At 58.8% G+C, this 16063-nt stretch carries 14 protein-coding genes; 8 read left to right on the plus strand and 6 right to left on the minus strand.

Annotation, left to right across the window (positions count from 1 at the left end):
• Positions 1-5: 5 nt before the first annotated feature.
• The 7 genes from ACEPAJ_RS04285 to ACEPAJ_RS04315 all read left to right on the plus strand — a co-directional run bounded on the left by ACEPAJ_RS04285 (position 6) and on the right by ACEPAJ_RS04315 (position 8242).
• Positions 6-1364 (plus strand): glutamine synthetase family protein, encoded by a 1359-nt coding sequence (locus ACEPAJ_RS04285; protein WP_274087330.1) that lies wholly within the window; start codon positions 6-8, stop codon positions 1362-1364.
• Between the two features lie 94 nt (positions 1365-1458).
• On the plus strand, positions 1459-2832 hold the full coding sequence (locus ACEPAJ_RS04290; protein WP_274087329.1) for an aspartate aminotransferase family protein: 1374 nt from the start codon (positions 1459-1461) through the stop codon (positions 2830-2832).
• Positions 2833-2990: 158 nt separating this feature from the next.
• Positions 2991-4088 (plus strand): extracellular solute-binding protein, encoded by a 1098-nt coding sequence (locus ACEPAJ_RS04295; RefSeq protein WP_274087328.1) that lies wholly within the window; start codon positions 2991-2993, stop codon positions 4086-4088.
• A gap of 68 nt (positions 4089-4156) precedes the next feature.
• Positions 4157-5248 carry a polyamine ABC transporter substrate-binding protein gene (locus ACEPAJ_RS04300; RefSeq protein WP_274087327.1) on the plus strand — a complete coding sequence of 364 codons (1092 nt, stop codon included), beginning with the start codon at positions 4157-4159 and terminating at the stop codon, positions 5246-5248.
• Positions 5249-5301: 53 nt separating this feature from the next.
• Positions 5302-6444 (plus strand): polyamine ABC transporter ATP-binding protein, encoded by a 1143-nt coding sequence (gene potA, locus ACEPAJ_RS04305; RefSeq protein WP_274087326.1) that lies wholly within the window; start codon positions 5302-5304, stop codon positions 6442-6444.
• A gap of 26 nt (positions 6445-6470) precedes the next feature.
• A complete protein-coding gene (locus ACEPAJ_RS04310) occupies positions 6471-7352 on the plus strand; it encodes an ABC transporter permease subunit (RefSeq protein ID WP_274087437.1) in 882 nt (293 codons plus the stop codon).
• Positions 7349-8242, plus strand: a complete 894-nt coding sequence (locus tag ACEPAJ_RS04315) for an ABC transporter permease subunit (RefSeq protein ID WP_274087325.1) — start codon at positions 7349-7351, stop codon at positions 8240-8242. Before ACEPAJ_RS04310 ends, ACEPAJ_RS04315 begins: the two co-directional genes overlap by 4 nt.
• Before the next feature lie 115 nt (positions 8243-8357).
• Here the strand turns inward: ACEPAJ_RS04315 and ACEPAJ_RS04320 are convergent, their stop codons facing one another.
• The 4 genes from ACEPAJ_RS04320 to ACEPAJ_RS04335 form a co-directional block, all read right to left on the minus strand.
• Positions 8358-8609 carry a TIGR03643 family protein gene (locus ACEPAJ_RS04320; protein ID WP_274087324.1) on the minus strand — a complete coding sequence of 84 codons (252 nt, stop codon included), beginning with the start codon at positions 8607-8609 and terminating at the stop codon, positions 8358-8360.
• A gap of 204 nt (positions 8610-8813) precedes the next feature.
• Complete coding sequence (locus ACEPAJ_RS04325; RefSeq protein WP_274087323.1) at positions 8814-9146, minus strand: YegP family protein; 333 nt, start codon at positions 9144-9146, stop codon at positions 8814-8816.
• Between the two features lie 232 nt (positions 9147-9378).
• Positions 9379-9957, minus strand: a complete 579-nt coding sequence (locus tag ACEPAJ_RS04330) for a hypothetical protein (RefSeq protein ID WP_425913747.1) — start codon at positions 9955-9957, stop codon at positions 9379-9381.
• 146 nt (positions 9958-10103) lie between these two features.
• The gene (locus ACEPAJ_RS04335; protein ID WP_274089510.1) at positions 10104-12488 is read right to left on the minus strand and encodes a penicillin acylase family protein; all 2385 of its coding nucleotides are present in this window, start codon (positions 12486-12488) and stop codon (positions 10104-10106) included.
• A gap of 117 nt (positions 12489-12605) precedes the next feature.
• Here ACEPAJ_RS04335 and ACEPAJ_RS04340 point away from each other — a divergent pair, with 117 nt between their 5' ends.
• Positions 12606-13679, plus strand: coding sequence for an AraC family transcriptional regulator (locus ACEPAJ_RS04340; RefSeq protein WP_274089509.1), 1074 nt, complete (start codon positions 12606-12608; stop codon positions 13677-13679).
• Here the strand turns inward: ACEPAJ_RS04340 and ACEPAJ_RS04345 are convergent.
• The gene (locus tag ACEPAJ_RS04345; RefSeq protein WP_274089508.1) at positions 13629-15128 is read right to left on the minus strand and encodes a methyl-accepting chemotaxis protein; all 1500 of its coding nucleotides are present in this window, start codon (positions 15126-15128) and stop codon (positions 13629-13631) included. The genes ACEPAJ_RS04340 and ACEPAJ_RS04345 overlap by 51 nt on opposite strands.
• Before the next feature lie 282 nt (positions 15129-15410).
• Entirely contained in the window at positions 15411-15983 is a 573-nt protein-coding gene (locus tag ACEPAJ_RS04350) for a DUF6436 domain-containing protein (RefSeq protein WP_274089507.1), read from the minus strand.
• Between the last annotated feature and the right edge of the window lie 80 nt (positions 15984-16063).

The raw sequence follows: 16063 nt of genomic DNA on the forward strand, positions 1-16063 counted from the left end.
TCTCTATGAGCACCAAATTAGACCAGCTTTCGAGCTGGCTGAAAGAACGCAAAATCACCGAAGTTGAATGCTTGATCAGCGATCTTACCGGCATTGCCCGCGGTAAGATTTCGCCGACCAATAAGTTCCTCGACGAAAAGGGCATGCGCCTCCCCGAGAGTGTGCTGCTACAGACAGTGACCGGCGACTACGTCGAGGATGACATCTATTACGACCTGCTCGACGAGGCGGACATTGATATGTTCTGCCGCCCGGATGAGAACGCCGCGTTCCTGGTGCCATGGGCGCTGGAGCCGACGGCGATGGTGATCCACGACACCTTCGACAAGCAGGGCAATCCGATCGAGCTGTCGCCGCGCAACATCCTCAAGAATATTCTCAAGTTGTATGCCGATAAGGGCTGGAAGCCGATCGTCGCGCCGGAAATGGAGTTCTACCTGACCAAGCGTTGCAGCGACCCGGATTTCCCGCTGGAAGCGCCGATGGGCCGCTCCGGGCGTCCTGAGGTGGGCCGCCAGTCGTTCTCTATCGATGCCGCCAACGAATTTGATCCGCTGTTTGAAGACGTCTACGACTGGTGCGAAATCCAGGGCCTGGACCTCGACACGCTGATCCACGAAGACGGCCCGGCACAGATGGAGATCAACTTCCGTCACGGCGAGGCGCTGCATCTGGCGGATCAGATCACCGTATTCAAGCGCACCATGCGTGAAGCCTCGCTCAAGCACGATGTGGCCGCGACCTTTATGGCCAAGCCGATCACCGATCAGCCAGGCAGCGCGATGCACATTCACCAGAGCGTGGTGGACATCAAGACCGGCAAGAACCTGTTCTCCAATGCCGACGGCAGCATGAGCCAGCTGTTTATGAACCACATCGGCGGCCTGCAGAAGTACATCCCTGAGCTGCTGCCGCTGTTCGCGCCAAACGTCAATTCGTTCCGCCGCTTCCTGCCGGACACCTCGGCGCCGGTGAACGTCGAATGGGGCGAAGAGAACCGCACGGTTGGCCTGCGCGTACCGGAAGCCACGCCGCAGAACCGCCGTGTCGAAAACCGCCTGGCCGGTGCTGACGCCAACCCCTATCTGGTCCTCGCGGCTTCGCTGCTGTGCGGCTACATGGGCATGGTTGAAGACATTAAGCCAAGTGCGCCAGTCAAAGGGCGTGCTTACGAGCGCCGCAACCTGCGTCTGCCGATCACCATCGAGCATGCGCTGGAGCGGATGGAGGCTTGCAAGGCCGCCGAGAAGTACCTGGGCGAGAAGTTCATGCGCGGCTACGTAGCCGTTAAGCGTGCCGAGCACGAGAACTACAAACGCGTAATCAGCTCCTGGGAACGCGAGTTCCTGCTGCTGTCGGTGTAACCGTCAGGTGGCTGGCGCGGGTGACCCCGGCGCCAGCCACTGCCAAGTATTTTCCTGGGCTGCAATGCGCAGCCTGTGTAATCAAGGTGTTGTTATGAACAGTCAAGTGACCAACCCGAAAACCCGCGAGTGGCAGGCCATGAGCCGCGAACACCACCTCGCGCCGTTTAGCGACTTCAAACAGTTGGCGGAAAACGGGCCGCGCATTATCACCAAGGCCGATGGCGTGTACCTGTGGGACAGCGAGGGTCACAAGATCCTCGATGCCATGGCCGGGCTCTGGTGTGTGGCGATTGGCTATGGTCGCAAAGAGCTGGCAGACGCCGCTGCTAAGCAGATGCAAGAGCTGCCCTACTACAACATGTTCTTCCAGACCGCCACGCCGCCGGCGCTGGAGCTGGCTAAGGCGATTTCTGATCTGGCCCCGCAAGGCATGAACCACGTGTTCTTCACCGGCTCGGGTTCGGAAGGTAACGACACCATGCTGCGGATGGTGCGCCATTACTGGGCAATCAAGGGGCAGCCCAACAAGAAGGTCATCATCAGTCGGGTTAACGGCTACCACGGCTCCACCGTAGCCGGCGCCAGCCTGGGCGGCATGAAGTACATGCACGAACAGGGCGATTTGCCGATCCCGGGCATCGTGCACATCCCGCAGCCGTACTGGTTTGCTGAGGGCGGCGACATGAGCCCTGACGAGTTCGGCATCTGGGCGGCCGATCAGCTGGAGCAGAAAATCCTCGAAGTCGGCGAAGAGAATGTTGCCGCCTTTATTGCCGAGCCGATCCAAGGCGCCGGTGGGGTGATTATTCCGCCGGACAGCTACTGGCCGCGCATCCGCGAGATTCTCGCCAAGTACGACATTCTATTTGTCGCCGATGAAGTGATCTGCGGGTTCGGCCGCACCGGTGAGTGGTTCGGCAGCGACTATTTCGGCAACACGCCGCACATGATGACCATCGCTAAAGGCCTGACCAGCGGCTACATCCCCATGGGCGGGCTGATCGTGCGCGATGACATCGTCGAGGTGCTTAACCAGGGCGGCGATTTCAACCACGGCTTCACCTATTCCGGGCACCCGGTGGCTGCTGCGGTGGCCCTGGAAAACCTGCGTATTCTGCGTGAAGAAAAGATTGTTGAGCGGGTCAAGGCAGAAACGGCACCGTATTTGCAGAAACGTTTACGTGAGCTGGCCGATCACCCGCTGGTGGGTGAAGTGCGCGGCGTCGGCATGTTGGGCGCCATTGAATTGGTGCAGGACAAGGCCAGCCGTAAGCGTTTCTCCGGCGATGTGGGTGTGGGCATGATCTGCCGCGGACACTGCTTTAATAATGGTCTGATCATGCGCGCCGTAGGCGACACCATGATTATTTCGCCGCCGCTGGTGATCAGCCATGCGGAAATCGACGAACTGCTGGAAAAGGCCCGTAAATGCCTCGACCTGACTGCCGCAGAGGTGCTGGTTTAAGGTTTAATATTCTTTGTTTTTCAGGCACTTATGTCTGAATGTTGAAACAGGGGTGTGACCTTGCCAGACTGCGCCAATGCGTGTGTCAGGCTCACCGGAAGGTGCTGCAGATGGCTGCGCATCTTTCGGATATGACTACAACAACAGGAGCTGTACGCATGAAAACTTTCGGCAAAACCCTTCTCGCGTTGTCCCTTGCTGGGGCTGTGGTGAGTGCCGCACACGCGGATGACAAAGTCCTTCACGTCTACAACTGGTCCGACTACATCGCAGAAGACACCATCGATAACTTCCAGAAGGAAACCGGCATCAAGGTCGTCTACGACGTCTTTGACAGCAACGAAACCCTGGAAGCCAAACTGCTGGCCGGTAGCTCCGGTTACGACATCGTGGTGCCGTCTAACCCATTCCTGGCCAAGCAGATCAAGGCCGGCGTTTACCAGAAGCTGGACAAGTCCAAGCTGCCCAACTGGGAAAACCTCGACAAGAACCTGCTCAAAGCCCTCGATCCGAGCGACCCGGGTAACCTGTACTCGATCCCCTACATGTGGGGCACCATCGGCATTGGTTACAACGTCGACAAGGTCAAGGCTGCGCTCGGCGCAGACGCACCGGTCAATTCCTGGGACCTGGTATTCAAGCCAGAAAACATGGCCAAGCTGAAAGAGTGCGGCGTGTCGTTCCTCGATTCGCCGACTGAAATTCTCCCGGCTGCACTCAACTACCTGGGCTTCAAGCCGGACAGCACCAATGCCGGTGAGCTGAAGAAAGCCGAAGAACTGTTCCTCTCGGTTCGTCCTTCGACCTCCTACTTCCATAGCTCCAAGTACATCGGCGACCTGGCCAACGGCAACATCTGCGTGGCGATTGGCTACTCGGGTGACCTGTATCAGTCCAAGTCCCGTGCTGAAGACGCCAAGAATGGCGTGAACATCTCGTACAGCATCCCGAAAGAAGGTGCTGGCAGCTTCTTCGACATGTTGGCCATCCCAGCCGATGCGAAAAACGTTGAAGCCGCTCACGTGTTCCTCAACTACCTGATGAAGCCAGACGTCATGGCCAACATCACCAACGTCGTGCAATTCCCTAATGGCAACGCCGCCGCCACGCCGCTGGTGGATGACGTGCTGCGTAACGACCCGGGCATCTACCCGGACGCCGAAACCATGGCCAAGATCTACACCTTCCCGGATCTGCCCGCCAAGGTGCAGCGCACCATGACGCGCAGCTGGACCAAGATCAAATCTGGTCAGTAATGCCATAGCCCTAAAGGTGTGCGGTGGCTTCCTCCACCGCATTCACCCACAACAATAAGGAAATCACTATGCGTCGTACTCCACTTCTGGCCGGTCTGCTGGCCGCCGCCGTCAGCGTCTCCGCCGTGCAAGCCGCCGAGCCTGTGGTCAAGGTCTACAACTGGTCCGACTACATCGGCGAAACCACCCTGGCCGACTTCCAGAAGGCCACGGGCATCAAAGCCTTGTACGACGTCTTTGACAGCAACGAAACCCTGGAAGGCAAACTGCTGGCGGGCCGTTCCGGCTACGACATTGTGGTGCCGTCCAACCATTTCCTCGGCAAGCAGATCAAGGCGGGCGCGTTTCAGAAGCTCGACCGCAGTCAGCTGCCGAACTGGGAAAATCTCGATCCAGCGCTGCTCAAGCAGTTGGACGTTAACGATCCCGGTAACCAGTATTCAGTGCCTTACCTGTGGGGCACCAACGGTATCGGCTACAACGTCGCCAAAATCAAAGAAGTGCTGGGCGTCGACAAGATCGATTCCTGGGCCATGGTCTACGAGCCTGAAAACATGAAGAAGCTCGCGGCTTGCGGCGTTAGCTTCCTCGACTCGGCCGACGAAATGATCCCCGGCGTGCTCAACTACATGGGCCTCGACCCCAACACCCGTGACGCCGCCGACTACGCCAAGGCTGAAGCCAAACTACTGGCCGTGCGCCCTTACGTGCGTTACTTCCACAGCTCGAAATACATCGGTGACCTGGCTAACGGCAATATCTGCGTAGCGGTGGGCTTCTCTGGTGACATTCTGCAAGCCGCCGACCGTGCTGAAGAAGCCGGCAAGGGCATCGAGATCGCTTACAGTATCCCGAAAGAAGGCGCCAACCTGTGGTTTGACATGATGGCCATTCCGGTTGATGCCGGTAACCCGAAAGAAGCCCACGCCTTTATCAACTATTTGCTCGACCCAGCGGCCATTGCCCAGGTCAGCGATTACGTCGGTTATGCCAACCCTAATACCAAGGCAGGCGAGTTCATGGATCCAGAAGTGCGTAACGATGAGTCGGTGTATCCGCCGCAGGACGTCCTCGACAAGCTGTACATCTCGGCGGAACTGCCGGTGAAAGTACAACGCTTGATGACGCGCAGCTGGACCAAGATTAAGTCCGGCCAATAACTTTAAAACGCCCGGCCAATTGGCCGGGCGCTACTTTTGCGGGAGTGTTGGGAATGGCAGTTGCTTCCAGTGCCTATAAGAAAGTGCTTGAAGGCGATCAGCAACCGAAAGAGGTGTTGGTCAAGATTGAGCGCGTCACCAAGAAATTTGATGAAACCATCGCCGTAGATGATGTTTCGCTGACCATCAATAAGGGCGAGATTTTCGCCCTGCTCGGTGGTTCGGGTTCGGGTAAATCAACCCTGCTGCGCATGCTCGCTGGCTTCGAGCGGCCTACCGAAGGGCGCATTTTCCTCGACGGTGAAGACATCACCGATCTGCCGCCCTACGAGCGGCCGATCAACATGATGTTCCAGTCCTACGCCCTGTTCCCGCACATGAGCGTGGCCGAGAACATCGCCTTCGGCCTCAAGCAAGACAAAATGCCCAAGGCGGAAATCGCCGCCCGCGTTGAAGAAATGCTCAAGCTGGTGCACATGAGCCAGTACGCCAAGCGCAAGCCGCATCAGCTCTCCGGTGGTCAGCGTCAGCGTGTGGCGTTGGCGCGTTCGCTGGCCAAGCGGCCTAAGCTGCTGCTGCTCGACGAGCCCATGGGCGCACTGGACAAAAAGCTGCGTTCGCAGATGCAGCTTGAGTTGGTCGAGATCATCGAGCGCGTCGGCGTAACCTGCGTCATGGTGACTCACGACCAGGAAGAGGCCATGACCATGGCCCAGCGCATCGCCATCATGCACCTCGGCTGGATCGCCCAGATCGGCAGCCCGGTCGACATTTACGAAACCCCGACCAGCCGCCTGGTCTGCGAGTTCATCGGCAGCGTCAACCTGTTCGAAGGCACCGTAGTCGAGGACATGGAAGACCACGCACTGATCGACAGCCCCGATCTTGAGCGCAACATCTACGTCGGCCACGGGGTTAATACCTCGGTGCAGGACAAGAGCATCACCTACGCCATTCGCCCGGAAAAAATGCTCTTCAGCACCGAGCAGCCAGGCTTTGAGTACAACTGGTCACGCGGCACCGTGCACGACATTGCCTACCTGGGCGGCCACTCGGTGTTTTACGTGCAGCTGCCAAGCGGCAAGATCGTCCAGTCATTTGTCGCCAACGCCGAACGGCGTGGCGCACGGCCTACCTGGGACGATGAAGTCTACGTCTGGTGGGAGGACGACAGCGGGGTGACATTACGCTCATGAATATCAGCCGAAGCATCAGCCGCCGTATGCCCAAGGGCCGGCACCTGGTAATTGGGGTGCCCTTCCTCTGGCTGTTCCTATTCTTCCTGCTGCCTTTCATCATTGTGATGAAAATCAGCTTTGCCGAAGCCGACGTTGCCATCCCGCCCTACACCGAGGTGTTCAGCTGGGTGGACAACACCTTCACCCTGATAGTTAACCTGAGTAACTACATCTTCCTCAGTGAAGATGCGCTGTACCTGGCGGCTTACTTAGGCTCATTGAAAATCGCCGCCATCAGCACGCTGCTTTGCCTGGTGATTGGCTTTCCCATGGCCTATGCCATCGCGCGGGCCGACAAAGCCAAGCAAATGGTCTTTTTGCTGCTGATCATGATGCCGACCTGGACGGCGATTCTGATCCGCGTGTATGCCTGGATGGGCATCCTCAGCAACAACGGCCTGCTCAACAGCTTCCTGCTGTGGCTGGGGGTGATCAACGAACCGCTGCAGATCCTCAACACCAACCTGGCGGTGTACATCGGTATCGTTTACTCGTACCTGCCGTTTATGATCCTGCCGCTGTTCGCCAACCTGGTTAAACACGACCAGAGCCTACTGGAAGCCGCCGCCGACCTGGGGTCGAGCACCTTCAACAGCTTCTGGAAAATCACCGTACCGCTGGCCAAAGGCGGCATCATCACCGGCTGCATGCTGGTGTTTATCCCGGTGGTGGGTGAGTTCGTGATTCCTGAACTGCTCGGTGGCCCGGAAACCCTGATGATCGGCAAGGTGCTCTGGCAAGAGTTCTTCAACAACCGCGACTGGCCGGTAGCCTCCGCCCTGGCGGTGGTCATGCTGGCGATCCTGATCATCCCGATCATTCTGTTTAACCGTCACCAAGCGAAAGAAATGGAGGGCCGGCCATGAAGCGTTTTAGTTTCTCCAACTTTATGTTGTGGGCCGGTTTTGCCTTTATCTACCTGCCGATGCTGATCCTGGTGATCTACTCGTTCAACGAGTCGCGCCTGGTCACGGTGTGGGGCGGCTGGTCGGTGAAGTGGTACGTCGGCTTGCTCGACAACACCCAGCTGATGAACTCGGTGATGCGCTCGCTGGAAATCGCCTGCTACACCGCGATTGCCGCCGTTGCGCTGGGCACCATGGCCGCCTTCGTGCTGACCCGCGTCACCCGCTTCAAGGGCCGCACGCTGTTCGGTGGCCTGGTCACCGCCCCGCTGGTGATGCCCGAGGTGATTACCGGTCTGTCGTTGCTGCTGCTGTTTGTGGCGATGGCCCAGCTGATCGGCTGGCCGGCTGAGCGCGGCATCTTGACCATCTGGATCGCCCACACCACCTTCTGTTCGGCCTATGTGGCCGTGGTGGTGTCGTCGCGCTTGCGTGAGTTGGACCTGTCCATCGAAGAAGCGGCCATGGACCTCGGTGCCAAGCCGTGGAAGGTGTTCTTCCTGATCACCATCCCGATGATCGCGCCTTCGCTGGCGGCCGGCGCAATGATGTCCTTTGCCCTGTCGCTGGACGATCTGGTACTCGCCAGCTTCGTCTCCGGGCCGGGCTCGACCACCTTGCCGATGGAAGTCTTCTCCGCCGTACGTCTGGGCGTGAAGCCGGAAATCAACGCGGTGGCCAGCCTGATCCTGTTGTCGGTGTCCTTCGCCACCTTCCTGGTGTGGTTCTTCGCCCACCGTGCCGAAGAAAAGCGCAAGAAAGCCCTGCAGCAAGCGATGGATGAATCCACCGGTGCCCACCTGCAAGACGGCCCCGATAACCGCCGCGACCCCTCGCAAGTGCATGCTTGATCGCACAGCGGGTTAAAACAAAAAGGGCCACACATGTGGCCCTTTTTGCTGTGGCGCTCACCCCATAAAGGGGGCTCGCAAGTGCTGGCAGATAACCGTCCAGACCGAATGGCGTTTAACGGTGTTTGTACTGCGTCGGGCAATACCCTCGGCCCACCTGCGGGTCGCGCAACTGCAGGTGCTTGGTCTGCCGACCACTGACCCGCTCACGCCATAGCTTGAAGCTGCCGGGCTTGAGGCTGCGTCGCATCAGCGCAATCACCCCAGCCTCATCCAAGCCGAACTGCAATTGAATGGCTTCGAACGGCGTTCGATCTTCCCAAGCCATCTCGATAACACGTGATAACTCACTCTCTGAAAACACCACCCTGACCTCATCGCATGCTGATTAATCTGGCGCTGATACGGCGCCCATCATAAGAGGCTGGCCGCAGGCTGTGAAAGTCTTTGTAGCCGAGGTGAACTGTGCGTGGCGTGGCGTTTAGGCGGGCGGCGGTAAAGCCGGACACTGCAGAGCGTGCGGCGCAGTGTCCGGTAGAGCGACAGCGTTCAGCGCATAAGCGCTGATGGCTTACGTCAGGTCTTTGACTGTCTCAGACGTCCCGTTATTTTTTACGGACTCAATGCCCTTATCACGCGCCGCCGCCGTCGCATACATCTGGCTGGAGCCAATGATCTGATGATTAGCTGCCTTTAAATTAAAGTAAAACTTATTGTTCGCCGACTCTTTCCTGTCGTAACGCTCATCTGCTTGGCAGTTATTTTGCACCGAGCTAATACCGTTCTCGGCGCTTGCTCTGGTTTTATATAACTCACTTGTGAGAATGATTTCCGCATTGCCCGCTTTAAGCACAAAGCGAAACTGCCCGTCACTGCTATTCGTCAACTCATACCAGCCAGCCATATGCATCTCCGTTATTTAGATTGCTAATGTGCGTGAAGAGTGTAGTCGAAAGAATAAGGCTGGGCGGCGGATAGCAATGATGATCTTCGTGATTGATTGAATCCCGCTGAGTGAACTGCTGAATGGCCAAGGCGAAAAAGCCAACAATAGACCGGCTATACGAATGTAATCGAACTGACGACAGGGCTAGGAAAGCTTTGCTCACTACTTGTGGGAGAGTGCATATACATTGTTAGCTACTGAAACTCTCTAGTAGAATGCTGGATTTTTTGCATTCTTCAATGATTTGACTTAGAACTCTCGCATGCAGCTCATCATGTAACTGTAAATATGGGATTAGCTCAAACAGATAAATTTCTGTTTTGCTTTCTAGTTTTATTGCACGCCTCAATTGAACCGTTTCTAATGCGAGCCTTTCTGCTTGACTGCTTAACGCCTCAATTTTCTTAAGAGAGCTCCATAACTCAATGCTTTTGTTTGGTTTGAAGTTTGAAACTAAAAGCAGTAAGTCTGCTGATGTCGGTGAGAAATCTGTTTGCGGTTCTAATGTTAATTTTTCTTCACGTAGTCTGACTAGTTCATTTGCGACGATTCCGAGATTTTGATTCGCTATCCTTGCTGTTTCATCTATTGCTGCTCGGATTATTGAAACAACCTGCTCGTTTTTCTGTTTTTGTTCCACGGCACCAGTAACGCGGTACCAAATAGCACTTCCCGCTACGCCAACGAGGATACCTATGACTTCTTTTTGGCCCCAAAACTCAATGAGTGATGTGAGTGCAGCCAAAGTTACATTTCCTAGATTTTCCAATTTTTAAGTCCTTTGGCCTGGCTACGGATTAAAGAGAAGAAGCTAACTTTTGGTTAAGGTGCGTGCTTTGCGCGAGCGGTAGGTGATGTGTCGTCTGGCGAGAAACATCGCTGTTTCTCGCCGCGAACGGCAGCACGGCGTTTGCTTTAATCCGCGCGTGGTTGCAGTACCAGCTGGCTGCGGCTGTTGGCTTTGATCGCTTCGGCATCCAGGTGCATGGGTACGTACTCACCGCGCATATAGCGCTCGGCTTGGTCTTTGTAGTGCTTATCGAACAGCACGCCGCTCTGGCCGACCGGGTTGATGCCCAAGGCGCTGCTGGCGTCGGCCATGTCGATCAGGCGGCGGGTTGAGGGGCCGTAGACCACGGACCAGGGCGCCGGGCCGATGGGTTGCGAGAGGTTGTTCGGCGTTTCATGGCCGCCCGGTGCGGCGAATGGGCCGACGTTGAATAGCTTATCCAGCGGCTTTTGCTGGCCCAGCGGGTGGCTGTGGGTGAGGGTGTGCACGTTGCCCCAGGCCCATGTGCTCGCGTCATTGCCGAGGGTGCTGCGCAGGTGGGCGAGGCTGGCTTGCCAGGCGGCCTTGACGGTATCGGCGCGGCTTTCCACGGCGTCGCTGCCGCGTTTGTCCCACCACGGCGATGTGGCGTCGCTGGCCAGGCGCGGCAGGGCGCTGTCGAGTACGCGGGTTTGCAGCAGCGTGGCGAAAAAGGCCTCGCTCAGCTCGTCGGCCATGGCCTCAACCGTCAGCTGATATACCAGTTGGTTGAACAGCGTGGCGGCCGTGGCGTCGAGGGTGTGCTGGCCATCCCAGCCCAGCAGTTGCTCGACCAGCGCTTGCTCTTCGGCATCGCCTGCGGCGGCGCGCAGGTCGGCGGCCAGCGGCGTGAGCAGGCGTTGTGGGTAGCCAGTGCCGGGTTCCAGTTGCAGCGCCTGGCTGTTGTTCAGGTCCCATTTCACGCTGTTATCGCTGAGGCGCTGATTCAGGCGTTGGCCGCGGTCGGGCAGGTTGTAGTAGCCGGGAATCGCCATGCCGGTGGGCGACACGGGCTGGTAGTTGGCCGAGACGATATAGCCGCGCGCGGGGTTCTCTTCTTGCGGGTTGGCGCTGAAGGGGAAGTAGCCGTCTTTCTCCGCTTCACCGCTGGCGCCGTCGAGGATAAAGCTCGGGTTGACCCCGGCTGGGCGACGCGGCAGTTTCGCCGCAGCCCACCAGCCAATGTCCCCGCTGGCATTGGCCCAGACAATGTTCAGGCCTGGCGACTCGATGTTTTCCACGGCGGCGCGTGCCGTATCCAGGCTGTTGGCACGGTTGAGCTGATAAAAGCCGTCGAGGATCGGGTTGTCGGTTTCGAGGAACGCCCACCACATGGCAATCGGTGTGCTGCCGGCGGTTTCACCCAGGGCGCTGTTGATGATCGGCCCGTGCGGCGAGCGGCGAATGGTCAGGCTGACCGGTTCGGCATCCTTGACGCTGATCTGCTCTTCGCGGCTTTGCAGGTCGACCCACTGGCCGCGGTACCAGACCTGATTGGGGTTGTCCGGGTTGGTTTTTTCGGCGATCAGGTCGAGGTCATCGTTCTGGAACATGGTGATGCTCCAGGCAAATTCGTTGTTATGCCCCAGCGAAGCCACCGGGTTGAGCGCCTGGTGGTGACCGTACAGGCTGAAACCCGGGTAGCTGAGGTTGGCCTCGTACCACACCGACGGCACGGCGAAGCGAATATGCGGGTCGCCGGCCAATAGCGGTTTGCCGCTGGCCGTGCGGCTGCCGGATACAGCCCAGGCATTACTGCCTTCAAACTGCGGCAGGCCGGCTTCTTCCAAGGCGGCGAGGCTCAGCTCGGCGATGGCGTTCAGATCCTGCCAGTCGCCAGCGGCCAGTTGTTGCCCCACCACGCCCTGCGGGTGCCAGTCGAGGTCGAAGACCTTGAGGTAGTCCGCGCCCAGCTGATCGCGGATATGCGTCAGCACCGGTTCTGTGCGAAACGCCGCGGCGAAGCTGTAGGCCATATAGCCTGCAACGCTGAGGGTGTCGGCGGTGGTGAAGGGGCGTTTGTCGATGCCCAGAACATCGAACTCAATCGGCGCCGGATGGTTGGCCTGGTATTGGTTGATGCCGTCGAGGTAAGCCTGCAGCGCTTTGCTCGCCGTGGCGCTCATGTCCATCTTCGCGGCGTAACGGTCGGCATGTTCACGGATGCCCAAGGTGCGGAACAGGCGGTCGGTGTCGACCAGTTTGCTGCCAAGAATTTCCGCCAGCTCGCCACGCGCCAGGCGGCGGAGAATTTCCATCTGGAACAAGCGGTCCTGGGCGTGCACATAACCCAGGGCGCGGTACATATCGGCCTCATTTTGCGCCTGAATATGCGGTACGCCCCGCTCGTCGTAATCAACCGTGACTGCCGCCTGCAGGGCGTTCAGCTGCAGCTCGCCGGCACGTTGCGGCTGCTTGCTGTCGATGTACCAGTAAGCGCCGCCAGCAGTGGCGGCAACGATAACGGCCAGGGCAGTCAGGGTGCGTTTCATCGGGTGTTCCTTGTTTTATAGGTTTTATCAGCGCTGCCATTGTGCGGGCTGCCGGGTGCGCAGGCATTGACCAAATAGAGCTGGAGTGAAAGTCTTTGGTCAATTGATGGGGTTTATATGAAGCACGATCCGCATAACAGCATTGCCAGCACGTTGACCCATTCCTCGACCCTGCGCCGCCTGCTCTATGAGGCCTTGGCCGCGCTTGGCCTTGACCCAACCGACACCTACCGGCAGGCCTATCAGGGGGTGGTCTTGGCGCCGCCGCTGCTCAATGCCCGTGAAGACCACGACAATGCGCCACGCTTCTGGCAGGCGCTGGAAGGTATCAGCGGTGATGTGGACATTGGCCTGCACCTGGGCGAGACCATGCAGCCGCGTCCGATGGATGTGGTCGGCTACCTGCTGCTGGCCAGCCGTGACCTGGGGCAGGCCTTGGAGAGCTTTGTGCGTTTCCAGCACATCCTCTCCGGTGGCTTTGCCGCGCGTCTGGAGCTGGAGGGTGAGCAGGCGCGGCTGATTGTTGACCTCAATTACCGCGGCGTTGGCTCGTTGCGCCAGCAGATGGAGTGCCTGGCGTTGCTGCTGCAGAAGATGCTAGCGAGCATTAATAACGACGGTAGTTTTCATCTGTCGGGGCTGGATTTCCGCCATCCGGCGCCGCGTCGGCAAAGTGAGCACCGGCGCTTGTTTGGCCTGCTGCCGCGCTTTGCCCAGGCCCACGATGCGCTGATTTTTACGCGTGCCTGGCTCGGCCGGCCGTCACGCAGCGCCAACCCCAGGCTGTTTGCGGTGCTGTGGGCGCAGGCTGAAGTGGAGTTGGCGGAGCTGCAGGAAAACCAGCTGCTCAATCGCGTGCGCTACTGGTTGGAGGTCAACTTGGGGGTGCAGCTGTGTGCGCTGGCGCATTGCGCCAAGGCCCTTGGTTTTAGCGCGGGGGCGTTGCAGCGGGCGTTGGCTGAGCAACAGCAGAGCTTTCGCCAACTGCACGATGAAGTGCGCCGCCTGCGCGCGCAAAGCCTGCTGGAGCAAGGGCTGGCCATCCGCGAAGTGGCCCGCGCCTGCGGCTTTGCCGAGTTGTCGCCGTTCTACCGCGCCTTCCGCCGCTGGCAGGGCGACACGCCGCAGGCCTATCGCCTATTAGCGACTGACGCGGAAGCGCCCGCTCAAACGGCTCAAGCGCTGCGCTAGCTGGCTGAGTTGCTGGCCATCGTTACTCAGCTTTTGCGCATCGGCGAGGGCTTCTTCGGCCACTTGCTGCACGCTGTGCAGGTGCTGGCTGACTTCCGCGCTTGTGGCGGCTTGCTCGTGGGTGGCGGCGGCGATCAGCTCGTTCATTTGGGTGATGGCGTTGATGTCTTGGGCCACGGCACCGAGCAGTTCGGCAGTGGCCTGGCTGTCCTGCACACAGCTGCGCACGCTGTCGCGACTTTCCTGCATGGCAGTCGCGGCTTGGCGGCTACCTTGTTGCAGGCCGCTGATGATTTGTTGGATTTCAGCGGTAGACAGTGCGGTTTTCTGCGCCAGGTTACGCACCTCATCCGCCACCACGGCAAAGCCACGGCCATGCTCGCCGGCGCGGGCGGCTTCGATCGCTGCGTTGAGGGCGAGCAGGTTGGTTTGGTCGGCAATCGAACGGATCACTTCCAGCACCTTGCCGATTTGCTCGGACTGCGCAGCCAGCGCCTTCACCTCGGTCTCAGTGACGTCGATTTGTGTGGCCAGTTTGCCGATCTCGCTGCGCACATGGTTGACCGACCGGCTGCCCTCGGCGGCTTGCTGGTTGGCGGTTTGGGCGGCGGTGGCGGCGCCATCAGCATGCCCGGCGACCTCATCAATAGCGGTGCTCATCTGCAGCATGGCTGAGCTCATGTAGATGATTTCACCTTGCTGCTTGTCTGCGCCGGTGCGCAGTTGGTCGGTGGCTTGCAGCAGGCTGTCCCCCATGCGTTGCAGGCCTTGGGTGTCTTTGATCACTTCACCGACCAGCTCATCAAGGGTGTCGAGAAAGTGGTTAAAGCCTTTGCTCACTTTGCCCTGGGCGCTGCTGCGGTAGCTGAGGTCGACCTCGTCATCGTTCTCAGTGAGTTTTTCGGCGGCTTGCATCAGCGCAGCACTTTCAACGGCTTCCGAGTGTGTCTGCACGGCGAGATAGATCAGAATTGCGCTTTCCACCACCACATACAGCGCATGCAGGAAGATGATCGGCCAGCTGCCATTCGGCAGTACCGTGACATCAACTCCGCGCGCTTGCAGGGCGTAGAAGCTCAGGTGATGCACGGCAATCACCAGGGCGGCGACCACAATCGGCAGCCAGTCGCGGTAGTACACCAGAACGGCCAGCAGCACGAAGATGCCGAAGTGCATTTCCAGCATGCCGCCGGCTTGGTTGATGTGCAGCGCCGACATCACCATAAACGCCGCGCCCATCACGCAACGCAGCAGGCGTTGGCCGCTGATCAGTTGGTTAAGCACGCTCACCACCGCCGCCGTACCGCCACCCACCAGCAGTGCCTGGCCCCAGGTGCCATGCCATGCCGCGAGACCGAGCGAGAAGAGGACCATCAGCCAGAGCACACCCAACATGATGCGATCCGCTTTACGGTAGTGCTGCTGCAGTGGGGAAAGCCTGTTAGGCATGGCGAGAGACTCGAAAGGTTGCGTTGCCGTCGTGATGGGCTGGTAACCGTCACGTGGTGATGTCTTTTTTAAACATAATACTTGTACATTATAGTAGCTTTGTACAATTCTTGTTGAGAATTTATAGGCCTCGTATTGAGCCAGCGATGGGCCTTACAACCCCTATATCGACAAATTCAGTCTAGGCATGAACGCGGGTCTGTGCGTTTTTGCAGCGGCGCGACTACTGGCTCCGTCGGTAGCACCTGCACTCGGCAGCCAGTATCAGAGCGATTGCCGGCGTCAGTTGTCCTGCCAGTCGCAGAAGCAGCCGAGCGCCAGGGTGTTGCTGGCATTCACCGCGCGGCCTTCGATCAGGGCGTCGAGAATCGGTTCGATAAAGCTGTTGCTTGAGGTGCAGGTGGCCCCTTCGCTGTAGGGGCCAAAGTAGGCCAGTTGACCGTTTCGGTCCCAAACGGCCACCGCCGGGCTGGCCGGAATCTGATCGCTACCAGGCAGTGCTGCCAGTGGTTGCAAGGCGCTCAGAATGCTCGGCAGTTGGCCTTTGGTGCCAGGCTTTTGTACGGCATAAAAGCTCACGCCTTGCGGGCCAAAACGCTCGGTCAAATCGGCCAGGTGCTGCTGGTTGCCGATATTGCACGGGCAGGTTGGGTCCCAGAAGTGCACCAGGCGGATCGGCCCAGGGCCGGCCAGTTCGTCCGGTAGGCGCAGTTGTTCACCATAGAACAGGGCGGTCTGGTCGCTGAAGCTGCGCAGGTAGCGCGCCTCGTACCACCAGTAGGCAACAAGCATGGCGGCGGCCCAGAGCAGAATCAGCAGGCTGGCGAGTAGGGTGTTACGCGAGGGTAGGGTCATGAGCAGTCTTCGTTAAACAGGCGTGCAGCTTGCCATGGCTGGCGCGACAGCAGAATATCGGCCACCGGATAAAGCCGCTC

Origin of the sequence: Pseudomonas sp. GWSMS-1, from assembly GCF_049847425.1 — a bacterium.
Taxonomy (GTDB): domain Bacteria; phylum Pseudomonadota; class Gammaproteobacteria; order Pseudomonadales; family Pseudomonadaceae; genus Aquipseudomonas.

What these genes read in the sequence shown, in the direction of transcription:
- ACEPAJ_RS04285 (WP_274087330.1), top strand. Translation starts at nt 6, where the DNA reads ATGAGCACCAAATTAGACCAGCTTTCGAGCTGGCTGAAAGAACGCAAA.
- ACEPAJ_RS04290 (WP_274087329.1), top strand. Translation starts at nt 1,459, where the DNA reads ATGAACAGTCAAGTGACCAACCCGAAAACCCGCGAGTGGCAGGCCATG.
- ACEPAJ_RS04295 (WP_274087328.1), top strand. Translation starts at nt 2,991, where the DNA reads ATGAAAACTTTCGGCAAAACCCTTCTCGCGTTGTCCCTTGCTGGGGCT.
- ACEPAJ_RS04300 (WP_274087327.1), top strand. Translation starts at nt 4,157, where the DNA reads ATGCGTCGTACTCCACTTCTGGCCGGTCTGCTGGCCGCCGCCGTCAGC.
- potA (WP_274087326.1), top strand. Translation starts at nt 5,302, where the DNA reads ATGGCAGTTGCTTCCAGTGCCTATAAGAAAGTGCTTGAAGGCGATCAG.
- ACEPAJ_RS04310 (WP_274087437.1), top strand. Translation starts at nt 6,471, where the DNA reads ATGCCCAAGGGCCGGCACCTGGTAATTGGGGTGCCCTTCCTCTGGCTG.
- ACEPAJ_RS04315 (WP_274087325.1), top strand. Translation starts at nt 7,349, where the DNA reads ATGAAGCGTTTTAGTTTCTCCAACTTTATGTTGTGGGCCGGTTTTGCC.
- ACEPAJ_RS04325 (WP_274087323.1), bottom strand. Translation starts at nt 9,146, where the DNA reads ATGGCTGGCTGGTATGAGTTGACGAATAGCAGTGACGGGCAGTTTCGC.
- ACEPAJ_RS04335 (WP_274089510.1), bottom strand. Translation starts at nt 12,488, where the DNA reads ATGAAACGCACCCTGACTGCCCTGGCCGTTATCGTTGCCGCCACTGCT.
- ACEPAJ_RS04340 (WP_274089509.1), top strand. Translation starts at nt 12,606, where the DNA reads ATGAAGCACGATCCGCATAACAGCATTGCCAGCACGTTGACCCATTCC.
- ACEPAJ_RS04345 (WP_274089508.1), bottom strand. Translation starts at nt 15,128, where the DNA reads ATGCCTAACAGGCTTTCCCCACTGCAGCAGCACTACCGTAAAGCGGAT.
- ACEPAJ_RS04350 (WP_274089507.1), bottom strand. Translation starts at nt 15,983, where the DNA reads ATGACCCTACCCTCGCGTAACACCCTACTCGCCAGCCTGCTGATTCTG.